16 protein-coding genes and 1 tRNA gene are annotated in these 16,442 nt (G+C 65.6%); 13 read left to right on the top strand and 4 right to left on the bottom strand.

The window, feature by feature from the left end:
• Positions 1 to 17: 17 nt before the first annotated feature.
• The gene (gene mutM / locus NMQ14_RS10780) at positions 18 to 830 is read right to left on the bottom strand and encodes a bifunctional DNA-formamidopyrimidine glycosylase/DNA-(apurinic or apyrimidinic site) lyase (RefSeq protein WP_257095946.1); all 813 of its coding nucleotides are present in this window, start codon (positions 828 to 830) and stop codon (positions 18 to 20) included.
• A 139-nt stretch (positions 831 to 969) separates the two neighbouring features.
• On the opposite strand from mutM, the gene NMQ14_RS10775 reads away from it, so the two are divergent.
• The 9 genes from NMQ14_RS10775 to NMQ14_RS10735 all read left to right on the top strand — a co-directional run bounded on the left by NMQ14_RS10775 (position 970) and on the right by NMQ14_RS10735 (position 8,988).
• Positions 970 to 2,706: a tetratricopeptide repeat protein gene (locus tag NMQ14_RS10775; protein ID WP_257095944.1), complete on the top strand. Its 1,737-nt coding sequence runs from the start codon at positions 970 to 972 to the stop codon at positions 2,704 to 2,706.
• 14 nt (positions 2,707 to 2,720) lie between these two features.
• Positions 2,721 to 3,296: a lipoprotein insertase outer membrane protein LolB gene (gene lolB / locus NMQ14_RS10770; protein ID WP_257095942.1), complete on the top strand. Its 576-nt coding sequence runs from the start codon at positions 2,721 to 2,723 to the stop codon at positions 3,294 to 3,296.
• Between the two features lie 10 nt (positions 3,297 to 3,306).
• On the top strand, positions 3,307 to 4,227 hold the full coding sequence (gene ispE / locus NMQ14_RS10765; protein WP_257095940.1) for a 4-(cytidine 5'-diphospho)-2-C-methyl-D-erythritol kinase: 921 nt from the start codon (positions 3,307 to 3,309) through the stop codon (positions 4,225 to 4,227).
• Positions 4,228 to 4,281: 54 nt separating this feature from the next.
• Positions 4,282 to 4,358: transfer RNA gene (locus NMQ14_RS10760), tRNA-Gln, on the top strand.
• Between the two features lie 164 nt (positions 4,359 to 4,522).
• Complete coding sequence (locus NMQ14_RS10755; RefSeq protein ID WP_257095938.1) at positions 4,523 to 5,473, top strand: ribose-phosphate pyrophosphokinase; 951 nt, start codon at positions 4,523 to 4,525, stop codon at positions 5,471 to 5,473.
• Between the two features lie 68 nt (positions 5,474 to 5,541).
• Positions 5,542 to 6,153, top strand: a complete 612-nt coding sequence (locus NMQ14_RS10750) for a 50S ribosomal protein L25/general stress protein Ctc (RefSeq protein WP_257095936.1) — start codon at positions 5,542 to 5,544, stop codon at positions 6,151 to 6,153.
• A 9-nt stretch (positions 6,154 to 6,162) separates the two neighbouring features.
• A complete protein-coding gene (gene pth, locus NMQ14_RS10745) occupies positions 6,163 to 6,783 on the top strand; it encodes an aminoacyl-tRNA hydrolase (protein WP_257095934.1) in 621 nt (206 codons plus the stop codon).
• Positions 6,780 to 7,871 carry a redox-regulated ATPase YchF gene (gene ychF, locus NMQ14_RS10740; protein ID WP_257095933.1) on the top strand — a complete coding sequence of 364 codons (1,092 nt, stop codon included), beginning with the start codon at positions 6,780 to 6,782 and terminating at the stop codon, positions 7,869 to 7,871. The genes pth and ychF overlap by 4 nt, the downstream gene beginning before the upstream one ends.
• 181 nt (positions 7,872 to 8,052) lie before the next feature.
• Positions 8,053 to 8,988 (top strand): hypothetical protein, encoded by a 936-nt coding sequence (locus NMQ14_RS10735; RefSeq protein ID WP_257095932.1) that lies wholly within the window; start codon positions 8,053 to 8,055, stop codon positions 8,986 to 8,988.
• Between the two features lie 84 nt (positions 8,989 to 9,072).
• Here the strand turns inward: NMQ14_RS10735 and trxA are convergent, their stop codons facing one another.
• Positions 9,073 to 9,450, bottom strand: coding sequence for a thioredoxin (gene trxA / locus NMQ14_RS10730; protein ID WP_257095931.1), 378 nt, complete (start codon positions 9,448 to 9,450; stop codon positions 9,073 to 9,075).
• A 46-nt stretch (positions 9,451 to 9,496) separates the two neighbouring features.
• Here trxA and gluQRS point away from each other — a divergent pair, with 46 nt between their 5' ends.
• Entirely contained in the window at positions 9,497 to 10,429 is a 933-nt protein-coding gene (gene gluQRS, locus NMQ14_RS10725; RefSeq protein WP_257095930.1) for a tRNA glutamyl-Q(34) synthetase GluQRS, read from the top strand.
• Between the two features lie 97 nt (positions 10,430 to 10,526).
• Here the strand turns inward: gluQRS and NMQ14_RS10720 are convergent, their stop codons facing one another.
• Together NMQ14_RS10720 and queG are read right to left on the bottom strand one after the other, a co-directional pair.
• Positions 10,527 to 10,748 (bottom strand): SlyX family protein, encoded by a 222-nt coding sequence (locus NMQ14_RS10720; RefSeq protein ID WP_257095929.1) that lies wholly within the window; start codon positions 10,746 to 10,748, stop codon positions 10,527 to 10,529.
• Positions 10,749 to 10,752: 4 nt separating this feature from the next.
• Entirely contained in the window at positions 10,753 to 11,859 is a 1,107-nt protein-coding gene (queG, locus tag NMQ14_RS10715) for a tRNA epoxyqueuosine(34) reductase QueG (RefSeq protein ID WP_257095927.1), read from the bottom strand.
• 117 nt (positions 11,860 to 11,976) lie between these two features.
• On the opposite strand from queG, the gene tsaE reads away from it, so the two are divergent.
• From tsaE to NMQ14_RS10700, 3 genes are all read left to right on the top strand, one after another.
• Complete coding sequence (tsaE, locus tag NMQ14_RS10710) at positions 11,977 to 12,471, top strand: tRNA (adenosine(37)-N6)-threonylcarbamoyltransferase complex ATPase subunit type 1 TsaE (protein WP_257095925.1); 495 nt, start codon at positions 11,977 to 11,979, stop codon at positions 12,469 to 12,471.
• The gene (locus NMQ14_RS10705) at positions 12,435 to 13,796 is read left to right on the top strand and encodes an N-acetylmuramoyl-L-alanine amidase (RefSeq protein ID WP_257095923.1); all 1,362 of its coding nucleotides are present in this window, start codon (positions 12,435 to 12,437) and stop codon (positions 13,794 to 13,796) included. Before tsaE ends, NMQ14_RS10705 begins: the two co-directional genes overlap by 37 nt.
• Before the next feature lie 163 nt (positions 13,797 to 13,959).
• On the top strand, positions 13,960 to 16,437 hold the full coding sequence (locus NMQ14_RS10700) for a heavy metal translocating P-type ATPase (RefSeq protein ID WP_257095921.1): 2,478 nt from the start codon (positions 13,960 to 13,962) through the stop codon (positions 16,435 to 16,437).
• The last annotated feature ends 5 nt before the right edge of the window (positions 16,438 to 16,442 follow it).

The raw sequence follows: 16,442 nt of genomic DNA, 5'->3' as shown, positions 1-16,442 counted from the left end.
AGCACACGTGGCGCGCGCTATCTCTGGCAGGTGGTGCAGAAGAAGGTCGATCGGCTGCCGATACGACGGCTGCGGATAGCGGTTCCACACACTCGGCAGGCCTCGCCATCCCGGCCGTAGACGAAATAACTTTGCTGGAAGTATCCCGGCTGGCCGTCCGTGTGCAGGAAGTCGCGCAGCGTACTGCCGCCGGCGGCCAGCGCGTCGCGCAGTGTGTGGCGGATTTCGTCCGCCAGCCTGGCGACCTGCGGCCCGGTCAGCCGGTGCGCTGCCTTGCCGGGCCGGATACGCGCCCGGAACAGGCTTTCCGAAGCATAGATGTTGCCGACGCCGACCACGACGGCGCTGTCCATGATGGCCAGTTTGATTGCACAGCGTCGATGCGCCAGAGCACCCGCCAGCGCTCCGGCGCTGAAATCGGCGCCCAGCGGCTCCGGCCCGAGATGGGCCAGCAGCGGATGCAGCGCGTCCGGCCCGTCGTGCCACAGCATGGCGCCAAAACGTCGCGGGTCGCGCAGGCGCAGCGTGGCGTCACCGAATACGATATCGATATGGTCATGCTTTTCGGCGGGCGTGCCGCTCGGTAGCACACGCAGACTGCCGGACATGCCGAGATGAATGATCAATGTGCCGCGGTCGAGCCGCAGCAGCAGGTATTTGGCGCGCCGGTCGATGTCGCGCAGCGTCTGTCCGGGCAGGGATTCAGCGAGATGGGCGGGCACCGGCCAGCGCAGTGCACCGTTGCGGATGGTGCAGGCATCGATCCGGTGGCCGGTCAGCGGGCCGGCGATGCCACGACGTGTGATTTCGACTTCGGGAAGTTCAGGCATGAAACGACAGACAGGTGCGCGACGGCCAATCGGGATTTGGAATACCATCACGCGCCGGGGGCTGCAACGATTTCCGGTCGGCGTACTCCAAGGCCTTAACCGTGCAAGCGTACTCTGAACCCACCAGGCGATTCTGCCCATGACAACCCGCCCCCTGCTGCTCGCACTTGTACTTCCGCTTCTGCTAGGCGCCTGCGCCCAGACCGGCGGCAAGCCGTCAGCCACGGCCGCAGTCGCCGAACAACCCGAACCGGTTGTTGTCGCGCTCCGTGTTCCGCCGCTTCCCGACGTCGAACTGACGCGCCAGATCACTTACCAGCTGCTGCTGGGCGAGGTCGCGGCCCAGCGCGGCGAACTGGGGCTTTCGGCATCTGCCTACATGGATCTGGCGCAGTCGACGCGCGATCCGCGCATCGCCAAGCGCGCGGCCGAGATCGCCGCCTTCAGCCGGCAGAGCGAAGTGGCGCTGCAGGCGGCCCAGCTCTGGTTGGAACTTGATCCGGAGTCGGTGCAGGCCCGGCAGATGCTGTCCGGCCTGCTGGTCAATGCCAACCGGCCGCAGGAGCTCGAACCACAGCTGGTCGCGCTGCTCGCGCAGGAAGGTTCGCAGATCGGCGAGAGCCTGCTCCGGCTCAACCGGGTGCTCGGCCGCCTCAGCGACAAGGCTGAAGCCATGCGCATGGTCGAGCGGCTGACCGAACCCTATCTCACGCTGCCTGAAGCGCACTTCGCCCGCGCGCAGGCGGCCATGGTCGCGCGCGAGCCCAAGCGTGCGCTCGAATCGGCCATCCGCGCCAACGAACTCCGGCCGGAATGGGAAGCCGGACTGCTGTTGCGCGCCCAGGCCACAGCCGAGTCAGATCAGCTCGCTGCGCGCAAGCTGATGGAGCAGCACCTCAAGCGCTATCCGGATGCGCGCGAAGTCCGCATGCAGTTCGCCCGCCTGCTGGTGGCAGAACGCAACTACGCGGGTGCGCGCAAGCAGTTCGAGATACTGCTCGGCGGTGCGCCGGACAATGCAGATGTGGTGTTTGCCGTCGGTGTGCTGGCGATGCAGACCCAGGACTACAAGGGTGCCCAGGGTTACTTCACCAAGCTGCTTGGCATGCGCTACCAGGATCCGAACCTGGTCAAGCTCTACCTCGCGCAGCTGGCCGAAGAGCTGAAGGAGAACGAAGACGCGCTGAACTGGTACCAGCAGGTCGGCCAAGGCGACCACTACCTGGGCGCGCAAGGACGTTATGTGCTTCTGCTCAGTCGCATGGGCCGCATCGAGGATGCGCGCGCCCACCTGCGCCAGCTGGCCGACCGGCCCGGCGGCAGCAAGTCGCGTTCGGCCATGCTCGAATTCCAGTTGTTGCGCGATGCCAACCGCGGCGAAGAAGCCGAGGCGGTGCTCGAGGCGGCGCTGGCAGCGGAACCGGATCAGCCTGAACTGTTGTACGAAACCGCCATGCTGGCCGAACGCGACAACCGTATCGAGGTTGCCGAACAGCGGCTGCGCAGACTGATCGAAGTGAAGCCGGATCATGCGCATGCCTACAACGCGCTCGGCTATTCGCTGGCCGAGCGCAACACCCGGCTGGACGAAGCGCAGACGCTTATTGCCAAGGGGCTGGAACTTGCGCCCGACGACCCGTTCATTCTCGACAGCATGGGCTGGGTCATGTTCCGGCGCGGCGACCTGAATGGCGCGCTGACCTACCTTGAACGCGCATTCTCGATCCGCCCGGATCCGGAAATCGCCGCCCATCTCGGGGAAGTGAAATGGCTGCTGGGGCAGAAGGAAGATGCCGTGAAACTCTGGCGTGCAGTGGCTGCCCAGTACCCTGACAACGCAGCGCTCGAATCGACGATCAAGCGCTTCGTTCCGTGAGATCTGCAGTCGGTATGGCGCTCGTTGCCGCGTGCGCAGCGACCCTTTCGGCATGCGCAACCCGGCCGCCGGTCAGTCTCGATGAACATGGGCTGATCCGCAGCATGGCGCGGGACGAACGCGCCGCTGCGTTTTCCCTCAGCGGGCGCTTCGTCGTGAAGGGGCCGGACCAGTCCGCCTCTGCGAGCCTCGACTGGCAGCACGCGCAGGATCGCGACGAGCTTCAGATCAATGGTCCGCTCGGCAAGGTGCTGGCCCAGCTGACGCGGGACGCCAGCGGCGTTCGTCTGGTCGATGACGGCCAGCGCGTCACCCGCGCGGCCACGCTGGACGAACTGGCGCGTGCCGCGTTCGGGGCCGACATTCCGCTGACGGGTGCCGCCTACTGGGTCACCGGGCGGCCGGGCGGTGCATCGGTCATGTCGCGTGACGCGGCCGGTCGCATAGCCGCCCTGACGGAACGCGGCTGGCGGGTTGAATTCGTCCGGTACGAAGACGACAGTGCGGACGCGCTGCCGCGACTGATCGAAGCGAGTGACGGCGAACATTCATTCCGGCTGCTGATCGACGGGTGGAGTCCGGTGAAATGAGCGCCACCCGATGAATGTTGCCGAGACCCACGCAGTCGATTGGGGTGTCTGGCTCGATGCACCGGCCAAGATCAACCTGTTCCTGCATGTGGTCGGTCGCCGGCCCGATGGTTACCACCTGCTGCAGACCGCCTTCCGCTTTCTCGACTTCGGAGACCGACTGCGCTTTGCGCCGCGCACCGATGGCGACATCCGCCGCGTCAAGCCGCTGGAGGGTGTCGCTGCGGAAAACGATCTGTGCGTGCGCGCCGCGCGACTTCTGCAGGTGGAAACCGGCTGCACTCAAGGGGTGGACATCGAACTGGACAAGCGCCTGCCGATGGGCGGCGGACTGGGCGGTGGCAGCTCGGATGCCGCCACCGTGCTGATCGCGCTGAATCACCTGTGGCGCCTTGATCTTCGACGGGAGCGTCTGCAGGCGCTCGGGCTGCAGCTGGGCGCCGATGTGCCGGTGTTCGTGTTCGGTCGCTCTGCGTTTGCCGAAGGCGTTGGCGAACAGCTGCAGGCGGTGTCGCTGCCAGCGGCAGCCTACGTCGTCGTCGCGCCCGGCGTGTCGGTGCCGACCCCGCTTATTTTCGCCGCGCCGGAATTGACACGAAATACCGAACCTTGCAAAATAGCGGACTTTGCTGAGGCTGCTGCTCAGCAACGACTTTTTGGCCGCAATGATCTCCAGCCCGTAGCCGCGATGAAATACGCGGCAGTGGCGCAGGCGATCCGGCTTCTCGGCGAGGAAGTCGGCGGGCAGAATGTGCGGATGTCCGGGTCGGGGGCTTGTGTGTTCGCACACTGCACGACACGGAGGCAAGCCGAACAGGTGCTGGCAACGCTGTCGGCGGGCTGGCCGGAAGGCTGGCTGGGATTTGTTGCACGCGGCGTTGATGTCCATCCGCTGCATGGGCAAATGACCGGCGACAGGGCAGGGCAGTAGGAACGACGCAGTACAGCTTTGAAGGGCGATGCCGTAAAGGCGTTGCAGTAGTTTTGGGGAGTCGCCAAGTTGGTTAAGGCACCGGATTTTGATTCCGGCATGCGAAGGTTCGAATCCTTCCTCCTCAGCCAGATCGCATCGGGCAGACTCGCAGCGCATGCGGGTCTGCCCGAGTTGTTTTCAGGGCATTGGCGAGCCCGCTGGATGTTCCCGGAGCATCGGCGGTCTTGCCGATGCGGGCAGTGCCGGCCGGTCCGGTCTAAAGTTGAGCTTTCACCACGTATCGCGAGGCAGCATGGCTTACGACAGCCTGATGATCTTTACCGGCAACGCCAACCCGAAACTGGCGGCGGATGTGGCCAAGCGGCTGAACATGTCGCTCGGACGCGCCCAGGTCGGACGTTTCTCCGATGGCGAAGTGAATGTCGAGATTCTCGAAAACGTCCGCGGCAAGGACGTGTTCGTGCTGCAGCCGACAGGCGCGCCGACCAACGACAACCTGATGGAACTGGTGATCCTGGTCGACGCCCTGAAGCGTGCTTCGGCCGGTCGCATCACGGCCGCGATGCCCTATTTCGGCTACGCCCGGCAGGACCGTCGGCCGCGCAGTGCGCGTGTGCCGATCACCGCCAAGGTGGTCGCCAACATGCTTCAGGCCGTGGGGGTGCAACGTCTGTTGACGGTCGACCTGCACGCTGACCAGATCCAGGGCTTCTTCGACATCCCGGTGGACAACATCTACGCCACGCCGATCCTGCTGGGCGACATCTGGAAGAAGGAATACCCGAACATGATGGCGGTGTCGCCGGACGTTGGCGGTGTGGTGCGGGCGCGCGCCTTTGCCAAGCGTCTCGAATGCGACCTCGCCATCATCGACAAGCGCCGTCCGAAGGCGAACGTGTCGGAAGTGATGAACATCATCGGCGACGTGTCCGGTCGCACCTGCGTCATCATGGATGACATGGTCGATACCGCCGGCACGCTGTGCAAGGCGGCGCAGGCACTGAAGGAAAATGGCGCAGCCGGTGTGCTGGCCTACTGCACCCACGCGGTGTTGTCCGGTGAGGCGGTGAGCCGCATCGAACAGTCCGACCTCGACCAGCTGGTCGTCACCGACACCATCCCGCTGTCGCCGGCCGCGCAGGCCTCCAGCAAGATCCGCGTGGTGTCGATTGCCGAACTGCTGGCCGAAACCCTGTTGCGCATCAGCAACGAAGAATCCGTTTCGTCCCTTTTCATGGAATGAACATCGTTCTCTGAAGCGGGACACCCCAGCCGCCTGGTCGCGGGCGGCTTCATCTACCTGGAGTCATCATGTCTATCGAACTCAACGCGAATACGCGCGAAGCACAGGGCACCGGAGCGAGCCGCCGCCTGCGTCGCGCATCGCAGGTGCCGGCCATCATCTACGGTGGTACGCAACCGGCGCTGCCGATCACGCTCGACCACAACGAAATCTTCCATGCCCTGCGCAAGGAAGCGTTCCACGCGTCGGTGCTGACCATCAATGTCGGCGGCAAGAAGGAATCGGTGCTGCTGCGTGACACGCAGATGCATGCCTACCGCCAGCAGGTCATGCACGTGGATTTCCAGCGTGTCGACCTGACGCACGAACTGCACACCAAGGTGCCGCTGCACTTCGTCAACGCCGAGAACGCACCGGGCGTGAAGATGCAGGGTGGTGTCGTATCGCATGTGATGAACGAAATCGACATCAAGTGCCTGCCCAGCGCGCTGCCGGAATACCTCGAAATCGACTTGTCCGGCCTGTCGGTCGGTCAGTCGGTCCACGTGTCGCAGATTCCGCTGCCGGCTGGCGTCGAAATCATCGTCCACGGCACTGACCCGGTCGTTGCAACGCTGACGCTGCCGCGCGGTGCCAAGTCCGACGAAGCCGCCGCCACCGACGGCGAAGCCGAGAAGTAATCGCACGCGATGTCCGGGAACGGTGCCAAAGCCGTGCCCCGGCTGATCGTCGGACTGGGCAATCCCGGTCCGGAGTATTCCGAAACCCGGCACAACGCCGGGTTTTGGTTTTGTGAGCAGCTGGCACGCAAGCTCGGCATCACGTTCAATCGCGAAGCGCGCTTCAACGGCCTGGTCGGCAGTTCGCGTGCCGACGGCATCACGCTGTTGTTGCCGCAGACCTTCATGAACCGGTCCGGACAGTCGGTCGGCGCGCTTGCGCGCTTCTACCGCATCGAACCGGCCGAGATTCTGGTTGTACAGGATGAACTTGACGTATTGCCGGGTGAGCTGCGCCTGAAATTCGGCGGCGGTCTCGGCGGGCACAATGGCTTGAAGGACATCAGCGCCCATCTGGCCACCCACGATTACTGGCGCCTGCGCATCGGCATCGGTCACCCGCGCCAGCTGGCGCCGGGCGCGGAAGTCGCCGACTATGTGCTGCACCGGCCGCGTGCCGACGAACAGCGCGACATCGATGCCGCCATCGGGCGCGCGCTCGACGCCTGGCCGCTGATCGCGGCCGGTGACTGGACGCGCGTTTCCACCCTGCTCAATGCAAAGCCGCCCAAACAAGGAAACCCCTCATGAGCCTCAAATGCGGCATCGTCGGTCTGCCCAATGTCGGCAAATCCACCCTGTTCAATGCGCTGACCAAGGCCGGCATTGCAGCGGAGAACTACCCGTTCTGCACGATCGAGCCCAATGTCGGCATCGTCGAGGTGCCGGATCCGCGGCTCGCGGCGCTGTCGGAAATCGTCAAGCCGCAGAAGATCCAGCCCGCCATCGTCGAGTTCGTGGACATTGCAGGTCTGGTCGCCGGCGCGAGCAAGGGTGAAGGCCTGGGCAACCAGTTCCTCGCCAACATCCGTGAAACCGATGCCATCGTGAATGTCGTGCGCTGTTTCGACGATGAAAACGTCGTGCACGTGAATGGTCGCGTCGATCCGATTGCCGACATCGAAACCATCGTGACCGAACTTGGCCTGTCCGACCTCGCCGTGGTCGAGCGCACGCTCAACCGCGACACGAAGAAGGCGCGCGCCGGAGACAAGGACGCGCAGAAGCTGTGCGCCGTGCTGGAAAAGATGCTGCCGCACCTGAACGACGGCAAGCCCGCGCGCACGCTGGCGCTGAGCGACGATGAAAAGCTGCTGCTCAAGCCGCTGTGCCTGATGACGCTCAAGCCGGCGATGTACGTCGGCAACGTCGACGAAGGTGGCTTCCAGAACAACCCCTACCTCGACCGCCTGCGCGAGCACGCCGCGAAGGAGGGCGCGCCGGTCGTCGCGCTGTGCGCCAAGATCGAAGCCGAACTGGCCGATCTGGACGATGCCGACAAGATGGCCTTCCTCAGCGATCTCGGCCTGGATGAACCGGGCCTGAACCGGCTGATCCGCGCCGGCTACGACCTGCTCGGACTGCAGACCTACTTCACCGCCGGCGTCAAGGAAGTGCGCGCCTGGACCATCCACAAGGGCGACACCGCACCGCAGGCTGCGGGTGTCATCCACACCGACTTCGAACGCGGCTTCATCCGCGCCCAGACCATTGCCTTTGACGACTTCATCGCCTTCAAGGGCGAACACGGCGCCAAGGAAGCCGGCAAGATGCGCGCGGAAGGCAAGGAATACGTGGTGAAGGACGGTGACGTACTCAATTTCCTGTTCAACGTCTGACGGTCCCGTCACCGCGTCGCAGTACCCGACGCGCGAACCCCTGTATTCCTGCGGATACAGGGGTTTTTTTGTCGTATTCCCTTGCGTCGCGCTCACCTGACCCGAAATGGGCACCGGTGGACTATCGTGCCGGTGAAGCTTCGGCGCGCGCGTCCAGTGACACCCGAAAGGCTGCGAGATCATGACTGCACACGATGCGCCCGCATTTCTGCCGCTCACCGGCATTCACGAGCCGTCCGCCATCCAGCAGCTGGCCGACGGACGCTTTCTGGTGCTCGAAGATGAAAGACAGCGACCGTTCAGTCTGGTGAGTATCGCGCTAGACGGAGGTGTCGACAGCTCACCGCTGCGACCGGGCTGGCTCGAAGCTTGGCTCGATTCCAGCGACGATTTCTGGAAACTGGATGATCTCGAAGGCATCGCGCTCGACAACGCGGGAAACATCCATGCCGTCACGTCGCACTCGCGCGACGGCGATGGGGATGAAAAGAAGTCGCGCGACAAGCTGGTCCGCTTCCGGATCGAGGCGGGCCAGGTGGTCGCGCCCAAGGTCGTCAAGGGATTGAAGCCGGCGCTGCTGGCGGCCCATCCGGTGCTCGCGGCTGCGGCCGCAAAACTCGATGTCAAGCGCGAAGGCGGCCTGAACATCGAAGCACTGGAATTCAGCCTGGATGGACAGACCCTGCTGATCGGTTTCCGTAGCCCGCTGCTGAACGGGAGGGCGTTGATCGCAAGCCTGGAAAACGCTGCAGCGATGTTCGACGCCGGGGCGCCTCCGCGCATCGCGGCGTCGCTGATCACCCTCGATCTCGACGGCGACGGCCTGCGCAGCCTGTCGCGCATTCCGTCACTGGGTGGCTACCTGCTCAGCAGTGGTCCGGTGGCAGGCGGAACAGCGCATTTCCGTCTCTGGTTCTGGAGCGGCATTTCCGGCGAGCCCGCACACCGCGTCGACGTCGCCGGCCTGCCAGGCTTCGAACGTGCCGAGGGCATCTGCCCTGCCATCATCGACAGCCGCCCGAAAATCATCATCGTCAGTGACGATGGCGACCACGCTGCCGGCCAGTGTGCCCGCTTCCTGATGCTTGATCCCGGGCAGCTGAACATCGCCCGATGACGCCCGGTCCGATGCATCGACAATACGGACGCGAGCCGACCCGCTTGTGCCCGCGAAAGACTGCCGGCGTGGACGGACCGGATTTCAGCCCTTCGCTTCCTTCGCCGCCGTCTCCGCCATTTCGGCGCGGACCGCGTCCATGTCCAGCGCACGCGCCTGTTCGATCAGCTGTTCGAGCTGCATCGCAGGCAGGGCGCCGGCTTCCGAGTACAGGATGATCTGGTCGCGGAACAGCAGCAGTGTGGGAATCGAGCGGATGCCGAACTCAGCGGCGATGCCCTGTTCCTCTTCGGTATTGATCTTGGCGAACACGATGTCCGGGTGCTTTTCCGACGCGGCTTCGAACACCGGGGCAAAATTGCGGCAAGGGCTGCACCACGAGGCCCAGAAATCGATGAGGACGAACGGATTGTTTTCTATCGTCGTGTTGAACGTGTCGGCGGTGAGGTCGAGGGTGGCCATGGTTATCCTTGGGCTGTCGTGGTGGGGCGTTTGCGGGTGACGGCGCATGGTAGCCGATAGTCGCACCCCGGTTGCGCTGCACGTGGGGCGGGCGCTGCCGTACGTCGGCCGCTTCGCACCCAGTCCGACCGGGCCATTGCACAAGGGTTCGCTGGTCGCGGCGCTCGCCAGCTGGCTGGACGCCCGCGCACACGGCGGCCAGTGGCTGCTGCGCATCGAGGATGTCGATGAACCCCGTTGCAGCAAGGGCGCTGCCGATACCATCCTGCATCAACTCGACGCACTCGGCCTGCATTGGGATGGCGAGTTGTTGTGGCAAAGCCTGCGCACACGCCTTTACCGCGCAGCGCTCGATCGCCTGATCGCAGCTGACCTGGCGTTTGCCTGCGCCTGCACCCGGCGCGATCTGGAACGCCAGCCACTGTCGCTCGACGGCACGCGCCGCTACCCGGGCACCTGTCGCGACCGGATCGGCATCTCGCCGCGCGCCTGGCGCTTCCGTGTGCCGCCCGGTGTGGTCACATTCGACGATGCCATCGGCGGTGTGCAGTCCATCGACGTCGCGGCGGATGTCGGCGACTTCGTGTTGTGGCGCGCCGACGGTTTCTGCGCCTATCAGCTGGCGGTGGTCGTTGATGACGCCGAGCAGGGTGTGACCGATGTGGTGCGCGGCGCCGACCTGCTGGGTTCCACGCCGCGCCAGATCCTGCTGCAGCAGGCGCTCCGGCTGATGCGGCCACGCTACGCGCATGTGCCGCTGGTGCTGGATGCGCACGGTGAAAAGCTGTCGAAGCAGACGCTTGCCCGACCGCTCGAAGCCGCCAACGCCGTTCCGGATCTGGCGCAAGCACTGTGCTTCCTCAATCACGCGCCGCCTGCGGAAGTCATCGTTGCCGGTCGCGACGCCCTGCTCGCGTGGGCGATCGGGCACTGGCGGCTGGCGTCGTGCGCCGGCGCACTCGAAGCGCAGGATCGCTGACACCCGCGCTGCGGCAGCTCCCGCACTACGCGTTTCCCCAAGGAATCTTCCAGTGCAGCGCGGCGTTCCGGGAAAAAGTGCTCCGGCCGCCCAGGTGTCACCAGTGCGGCGGGATGTCCTGTCTCGGGTCGGGGGCGTCGGCGCTGCGGTCGGCGTCGGTCTGTTGCGACGACTGCATCTGCTGGTAAAGATGGCGCAGCTGCTGCTGCAGCGATTCGATCTGGCGCTGCTGGTCGAACACGGTGCGGTTCAGCGTATCGAGCAGGTCGTCCATCATCGCGATGCGCGCTTCGAGCTCATCGAATCGTTCGGTTTTCATGGGCTCAGTCATGCTGGGGATCCGGTGAATGTTGTCGGGCGAGCGCCCAGGCGACGTGTTCGCGCACCATGGCCGAAGGGTGGTCGGCGCGCGCGTTGAGTGTGGCGATATTTGCGGCGGACGCCGGTGCGTTGCCGAGCGCGACGGCGATGTTGCGCAGCCAGCGTGCATGGCCGATGCGACGTATCGCGCTGCCGGCAAGCTTCGCGTCGAATTCATCTTCGCCCCAGGCGAACAGTTCGGTCAGCGACGCCCGGTCGAGCCCGTTGCGCACCGCGAAATCGGGTTCCACGGCGAGCTGGGCGTGGCGGTTCCAGGGGCAGACGAGCTGGCAATCGTCGCAGCCATAGATGCGATTGCCGATCGCCGGTCGCAGCGGCTCGGGAATCGAGCCGTCGAATTCGATGGTCAGATAGGACACGCACAGTCGTGCGTCCAGCTGATAGGGCGCGACGATGGCGCCGGTCGGGCAGATGTCGATGCAACGCGTGCAGGTGCCGCAGTGATCGGGCTGCGCGCTGTCCGCCGGTAGCGGAAGATTGGTATACAGCTCGCCGAGGAAGAACAGCGACCCGGCGTCGCGATGGATCAGCAAAGTGTGTTTGCCCCGCCACCCCAGCGCAGCGCGGCGCGCGATTTCGACTTCCATGACCGGTGCCGAATCCGTGAAGGCGCGATAGCCGAACGGACCTACCAGCGCTTCGATGCGATCTGCCAGTGCCTGCAGTCGGGCGCGCAGAACCTTGTGGTAGTCGCGGCCGAGCGCGTAGCGAGACACATAGGCGGCGTCGGGGTCTTCGAGTACGGCCTGTGCGTCGGCGGCCTGCTGCGGGTCGGGCCAGTACGGCAGGCGCACGCTGATGACCGACAGCGTGCCCGGCACCAGCTCGGCCGGCCGTGCGCGTGCCGTTCCGTGCCGTTCCATATAGTGCATGTCGCCGTGGCGACCTGCGGCAAGCCATTCCATCAAGCGGGTTTCCGCGTCGCCCAGATCGACACCGGCAAAGCCGACCGACGCAAAGCCCAGTTCACGCGCCCAGCCGCGGATCTGCGCGGCCAGCGCTTCGGGCGAACCGGGCAGGGAGATGGGGGAGGTCGGTCGTGCGGGCATGGATCGAGTTTGAAACGGTGCTGGCGCCGCATCGTGCTTCAGTGGCGATGGATTCCGGGCAAGGCGGCCGGCGGCTGATAATGGCGAAACCCCGATTTTGCGTGCATCAACCCGTCCATGACCGACTTTTTCAGCATCGATCTTGCCGATACCGAAGCGACCGAGGCGCTCGGCGCCTGTCTGGCCGAGACCCTGCGTCCTGGCCTGACGCTCTTTCTCGAAGGTGACCTGGGCGCCGGCAAGACCACGCTGGTGCGTGGCGTGCTGCGCGCGCTGGGCCATAACGGCAAGGTGAAAAGCCCGACCTTCACATTGCTTGAATCTTATGCTATTTCTAGCTTAAACTTCCCGCTGTATCACTTTGATTTTTATCGCTTCGCGGACTCTGATGAATTCATTGAGGCAGGTCTGGACGAATATTTCGGGCAAACCGGCCCGGCTGGCGGCGTCTGTCTGGTCGAGTGGCCGGACAAGGCCGGCGGCCATCTGCCGTCCCCCGATCTGCGCATCGCGCTCGCCGTTGCCGGCGATGCGCGTCGCGCGCAGGTGTCCGCCTGCAGCGAAGCGGGACGCGCATGTCTAGAACACCTCGTTCGACACGACCGAAGCTAGCCGACGGTCTCAGTCGACGCAATTTCCTCGGCTTTTCCGGCGCGGCACTGCTGCTGTCGGTCAGCCCTGCCGGACAGGCCGCGTTGTCTTCGCTGGTGGCGGTGCGGGTCTGGCCGGCCCTCGAATACACCCGCATCACGCTGGAATCCCGCGCGGAGCTGAAGTTCTCGCACTTTCTGGTCAAGGACCCGGAACGTCTGGTCATTGATCTCGAAGGGCTTGAACTGAACAATGTGCTGGGCACGCTGCCGGGCAAGATTTCCGACGCCGACCCCTATATCAAGGTGATCCGCGCCGGTCGCAACAAGCCGGGCGTGATCCGGCTGGTGATCGAACTGAAGACCGAAGTTCAGCCGCAGGTGTTCACCCTGGCGCCGGTCGGGCAGTACGGCCACCGGCTGGTGATGGACGTCTATCCACAGCATCCGGTCGACCCTCTGATGCAGCTCGCGCGTCAGGGTGACATCGTCTATGAGGGCGAGGCAACGCCGGACCAGCCGGACGCACCTGCGCAGTCGGCGCCCGCGAAGGACCCGACTGCGCAGAGTGCGAAAGCAGACAGCAAGGCTAATCCGAAGACGTCACCGACCGAAGACGTGGGTGACGTGAGCCGTCTGGTCACCATCGTGCTCGACCCCGGCCACGGCGGCGAAGATCCGGGTGCGATCGGGCGGCGCGGCAGCTACGAAAAGAATGTGACGCTCGAAGTCGCGCAGCGGCTGCGTGCCAAGATCGATGCCGATCCCACGATGCGCGCCGTTCTGACGCGTGATGGCGACTATTTCGTACCGCTGGGTACGCGGGTGGCCAAAGCACGGCGCGTGCGTGCCGATCTGTTCGTGTCCATCCACGCCGATGCCTTCGTGCGACCGGATGCACGTGGCAGTTCGGTGTTCGTGCTGTCCGGCAGCGGTGCGACCAGTTCGGCGGCGCGCTGGCTGGCGCAACGCGAGAACTCGGCTGACCTGATCGGCGGCGTCAATCTCGACGTGAAGGACAAGTATCTCGCGCGCACCCTGCTTGATCTGTCGCAGACCGCGACGATGAACGATTCGATGAAGCTCGGTCGTGCCGTGCTGGGCGAACTGGGCGGCGTCAACACGCTGCACAAGCCGCATGTCGAACAGGCCGGCTTCGCTGTGTTGAAGGCGCCGGATGTGCCGTCCATCCTCGTCGAAACCGCCTTCATTTCCAACCCGGAAGAAGAAAAGCGGCTGACCGATGACGTCTACCAGGACAAGCTGGCCGAAGCTATCCTGCGCGGCATCAAGCGCTACCTCGCAAAGAATCCGCCGCTGTCCAAGTCGCGCATGGCCATGCTGTAACCGCTGCGCCTGCCGCGGTGCGGGCTTTGGCGGCAGAAGCGCGATGTCGGAAATGCGGCCTGAGGGAGCGGAGCGAGGGCTTCGGCGAGCTTTGCTGGCAGCCCCGAAAGCTGCTTGATGCACGTCATGCCCCGTCCGGAGCCGGTCTTCTAGAATGGTGCGCATGAACGCCCCCGAATCCGTTGCCCAGTTGCTGTCTGCCGAACCTGCAGCGCTGCCCTGCTATCACTGCGGGCTGCCGGTCGATGGCGCACCGCGCTACCGCGTGCGCATCGACGGTCAGGAGCGCCCGATGTGCTGTGCCGGCTGCGCTGCCGTCGCGGAAGCGATCAGCAGCGGCGGGCTGGAACAGTTCTACCGCCATCGCGATGCGCTGCCCGAAGTCGCGCCCGAGGCGGGCGGAGGGCGTGACCTGTCGGTCTATGACCTGCCGGAAGTGCAGGCGGATTTCGTGCGCAGCGTGGCGCACGCACAGTGTGCCGACGCACGCGAGGCGCTCCTGATCATCGAAGGCATCCGCTGTGCCGCCTGTGTGTGGCTCAACGAGCAGCACGTCGGGCGGCTGCCGGGCGTGCTGACGCTGGACATCAATTACGCCACGCGCCGCGCCCGCGTCGTGTGGGACCCGGCGATCACGGGTCTGTCCGCCATCCTGCAGTCGGTCGCCGACATCGGCTACCAGGCCTGGCCGAACGACCGGGCGCACGCCGAGTCTGTCGCGCGCAACGAGCGGCGCGACGCGCTGTGGCGGCTCGCAGTCGCAGGTCTGGGCATGATGCAGGTCATGATGTATGCGTGGCCCGCCTACGTCGCCGGCGAGCTGGAGCTGTCTGACAGCATCGCCGCACTGATGCGCTGGGCCAGCCTCGTGCTGACCGCGCCGGTGGTGTTCTACTCGGCCGCGCCTTTCTTTTCGCGCGCCTGGCGCGATCTCGTGGCGCGCCGGGTCGGCATGGACCTGCCGGTCGCGCTCGGCGTCGGCTGCGCGTTCGCCGCCAGCCTGTGGGCGACGGTCACGCGCTCCGGCGAGGTGTATTTCGACTCGGTCACGATGTTCGTCTTCCTGCTGCTGGCGGGCCGCTATCTGGAACTGGTGGCGCGCCAGCTTGCGGTGCGCGGCGTCGAGAATCTGGCGCAGGTCATGCCGGCACTGGCGCAGCGCTTCACCGCCTGGCCCGGCACGGCGACCGAGGCGGTACCGGTGGTTCGACTGGTCGTCGGCGACCATGTCGTCGTCGCGGCCGGTGAAGTCATTCCGGCCGACGGCCGGCTGGTCGACGGGCGCAGCGAGGTTGACGAGAGCCTGCTCACGGGCGAATCGAAACCGCAGGCGCGCGGCGTCGGCGACCGCGTGGTCGGCGGCAGCCTGAACATCGCGTCGCCGGTGGTGCTCGAGGTCGAACAGGTGGGGGAGGCGACGCGGCTGGCGGCCATCCGCCGGCTGATCGGTCGCGCCTCGGCGAGTCGGCCCGACGTGGTGCAGTTCGCCGACCGCATCGCGCTGCATTTCGTGTCGGTGCTGATCGTGCTGGCCTGTGTCACGGCGGCGGTCTGGCTGTGGATCGAGCCGGCGCGCGCGCTGTGGGTCTTCGTGTCGGTACTGGTCGTGAGCTGCCCGTGCGCGCTGTCGCTGGCCACACCGGCTGCACTCACCGTGGCGACCGGCGTGCTGTCGAAGAGCGGCCTGCTGGTCACCCGTGCGCACGCCATCGAAACGCTGGCGCGCGTCACGCATGTGGTGTTCGACAAGACCGGTACGCTGACCACCGGAGACATGCATGTGCAGGCGGTCGTGCCGTTCGGCGAGGTTGGAGCAGCCGAAGCGCACGCGCTGGCCGCTGCGCTGGAACAGCATTCCACCCACCCGATCGCGCGCGCGCTCCGGCAGGCCGCGGGCGCTGCACCGCTGCCGCCGGTGAGTGCGCTCGAAGCCGTGACCGGGCAGGGCGTGCAGGCCCTGCATCAGGGCCGTACGCTGCGCCTGGGTCGCGCCGATTTTGTCTGCGCGGCGTCGGGCTGCGCGCTGCCCGACGTGCCCGATGGCACGGCGACACCCGTCTGGCTGGGCGACAACGACGGCCTGATCGCCCGCTTCGACCTGATCGACACGGTGCGCAGCGGCGCGCCCGAACTGCTGGCAAGGCTGCGCGAACGCACCATCGCGGTCACGCTGCTGTCGGGTGATGCACCGGCGCCGGTGGCCGCCCTGGCGAAGGATCTGGGCATTGCCGATGCGCACGCGCACATGAGTCCGGAAGCGAAGCGCGCCTTCATCGAGAGGCTGCAGGCCAACGGCGCCGTGGTCGCCATGCTGGGCGATGGCGTGAACGATGCGCCGGTGCTGGCGCAGGCCCAGGTGTCGGTCGCCATGGGCAGCGGCACCGAACTGGCGCGGGCGCAGGGCGACATGGTGCTGCTGTCGGCCGGTTTCGCGGCGCTGACCCGCGGCTTCGATACCGCGCAGGCCACGCTGTCGGTGGTGCGGCAGAACCTGCGCTGGGCCTTTGCCTACAACATGCTGGCCATTCCGCCGGCGATGTTCGGCTGGATCACGCCCTGGATGGCCGGCGTCGGCATGTCGCTCAGTTCGCTCGCCGTGGTGCTCAACGCATTGCGTCTGCAACGCCGTGGCAACAGATGAAGGGC

This window comes from Methyloversatilis sp. XJ19-13, assembly GCF_024580155.1.
Taxonomy (GTDB): Bacteria; Pseudomonadota; Gammaproteobacteria; order Burkholderiales; family Rhodocyclaceae; genus Methyloversatilis.
Note: the sequence above shows the minus strand (reverse complement) of the source record. Positions and strands in the feature narration are given on the sequence as shown.

Bases quoted from the DNA above. Each gene is read 5' to 3' on its own strand.
- mutM (WP_257095946.1), bottom strand. From the start codon at position 830: ATGCCTGAACTTCCCGAAGTCGAAATCACACGTCGTGGCATCGCCGGC.
- NMQ14_RS10775 (WP_257095944.1), top strand. From the start codon at position 970: ATGACAACCCGCCCCCTGCTGCTCGCACTTGTACTTCCGCTTCTGCTA.
- lolB (WP_257095942.1), top strand. From the start codon at position 2,721: ATGGCGCTCGTTGCCGCGTGCGCAGCGACCCTTTCGGCATGCGCAACC.
- ispE (WP_257095940.1), top strand. From the start codon at position 3,307: ATGAATGTTGCCGAGACCCACGCAGTCGATTGGGGTGTCTGGCTCGAT.
- NMQ14_RS10755 (WP_257095938.1), top strand. From the start codon at position 4,523: ATGGCTTACGACAGCCTGATGATCTTTACCGGCAACGCCAACCCGAAA.
- NMQ14_RS10750 (WP_257095936.1), top strand. From the start codon at position 5,542: ATGTCTATCGAACTCAACGCGAATACGCGCGAAGCACAGGGCACCGGA.
- pth (WP_257095934.1), top strand. From the start codon at position 6,163: ATGTCCGGGAACGGTGCCAAAGCCGTGCCCCGGCTGATCGTCGGACTG.
- ychF (WP_257095933.1), top strand. From the start codon at position 6,780: ATGAGCCTCAAATGCGGCATCGTCGGTCTGCCCAATGTCGGCAAATCC.
- NMQ14_RS10735 (WP_257095932.1), top strand. From the start codon at position 8,053: ATGACTGCACACGATGCGCCCGCATTTCTGCCGCTCACCGGCATTCAC.
- trxA (WP_257095931.1), bottom strand. From the start codon at position 9,450: ATGGCCACCCTCGACCTCACCGCCGACACGTTCAACACGACGATAGAA.
- gluQRS (WP_257095930.1), top strand. From the start codon at position 9,497: ATGGTAGCCGATAGTCGCACCCCGGTTGCGCTGCACGTGGGGCGGGCG.
- NMQ14_RS10720 (WP_257095929.1), bottom strand. From the start codon at position 10,748: ATGAAAACCGAACGATTCGATGAGCTCGAAGCGCGCATCGCGATGATG.
- queG (WP_257095927.1), bottom strand. From the start codon at position 11,859: ATGCCCGCACGACCGACCTCCCCCATCTCCCTGCCCGGTTCGCCCGAA.
- tsaE (WP_257095925.1), top strand. From the start codon at position 11,977: ATGACCGACTTTTTCAGCATCGATCTTGCCGATACCGAAGCGACCGAG.
- NMQ14_RS10705 (WP_257095923.1), top strand. From the start codon at position 12,435: ATGTCTAGAACACCTCGTTCGACACGACCGAAGCTAGCCGACGGTCTC.
- NMQ14_RS10700 (WP_257095921.1), top strand. From the start codon at position 13,960: ATGAACGCCCCCGAATCCGTTGCCCAGTTGCTGTCTGCCGAACCTGCA.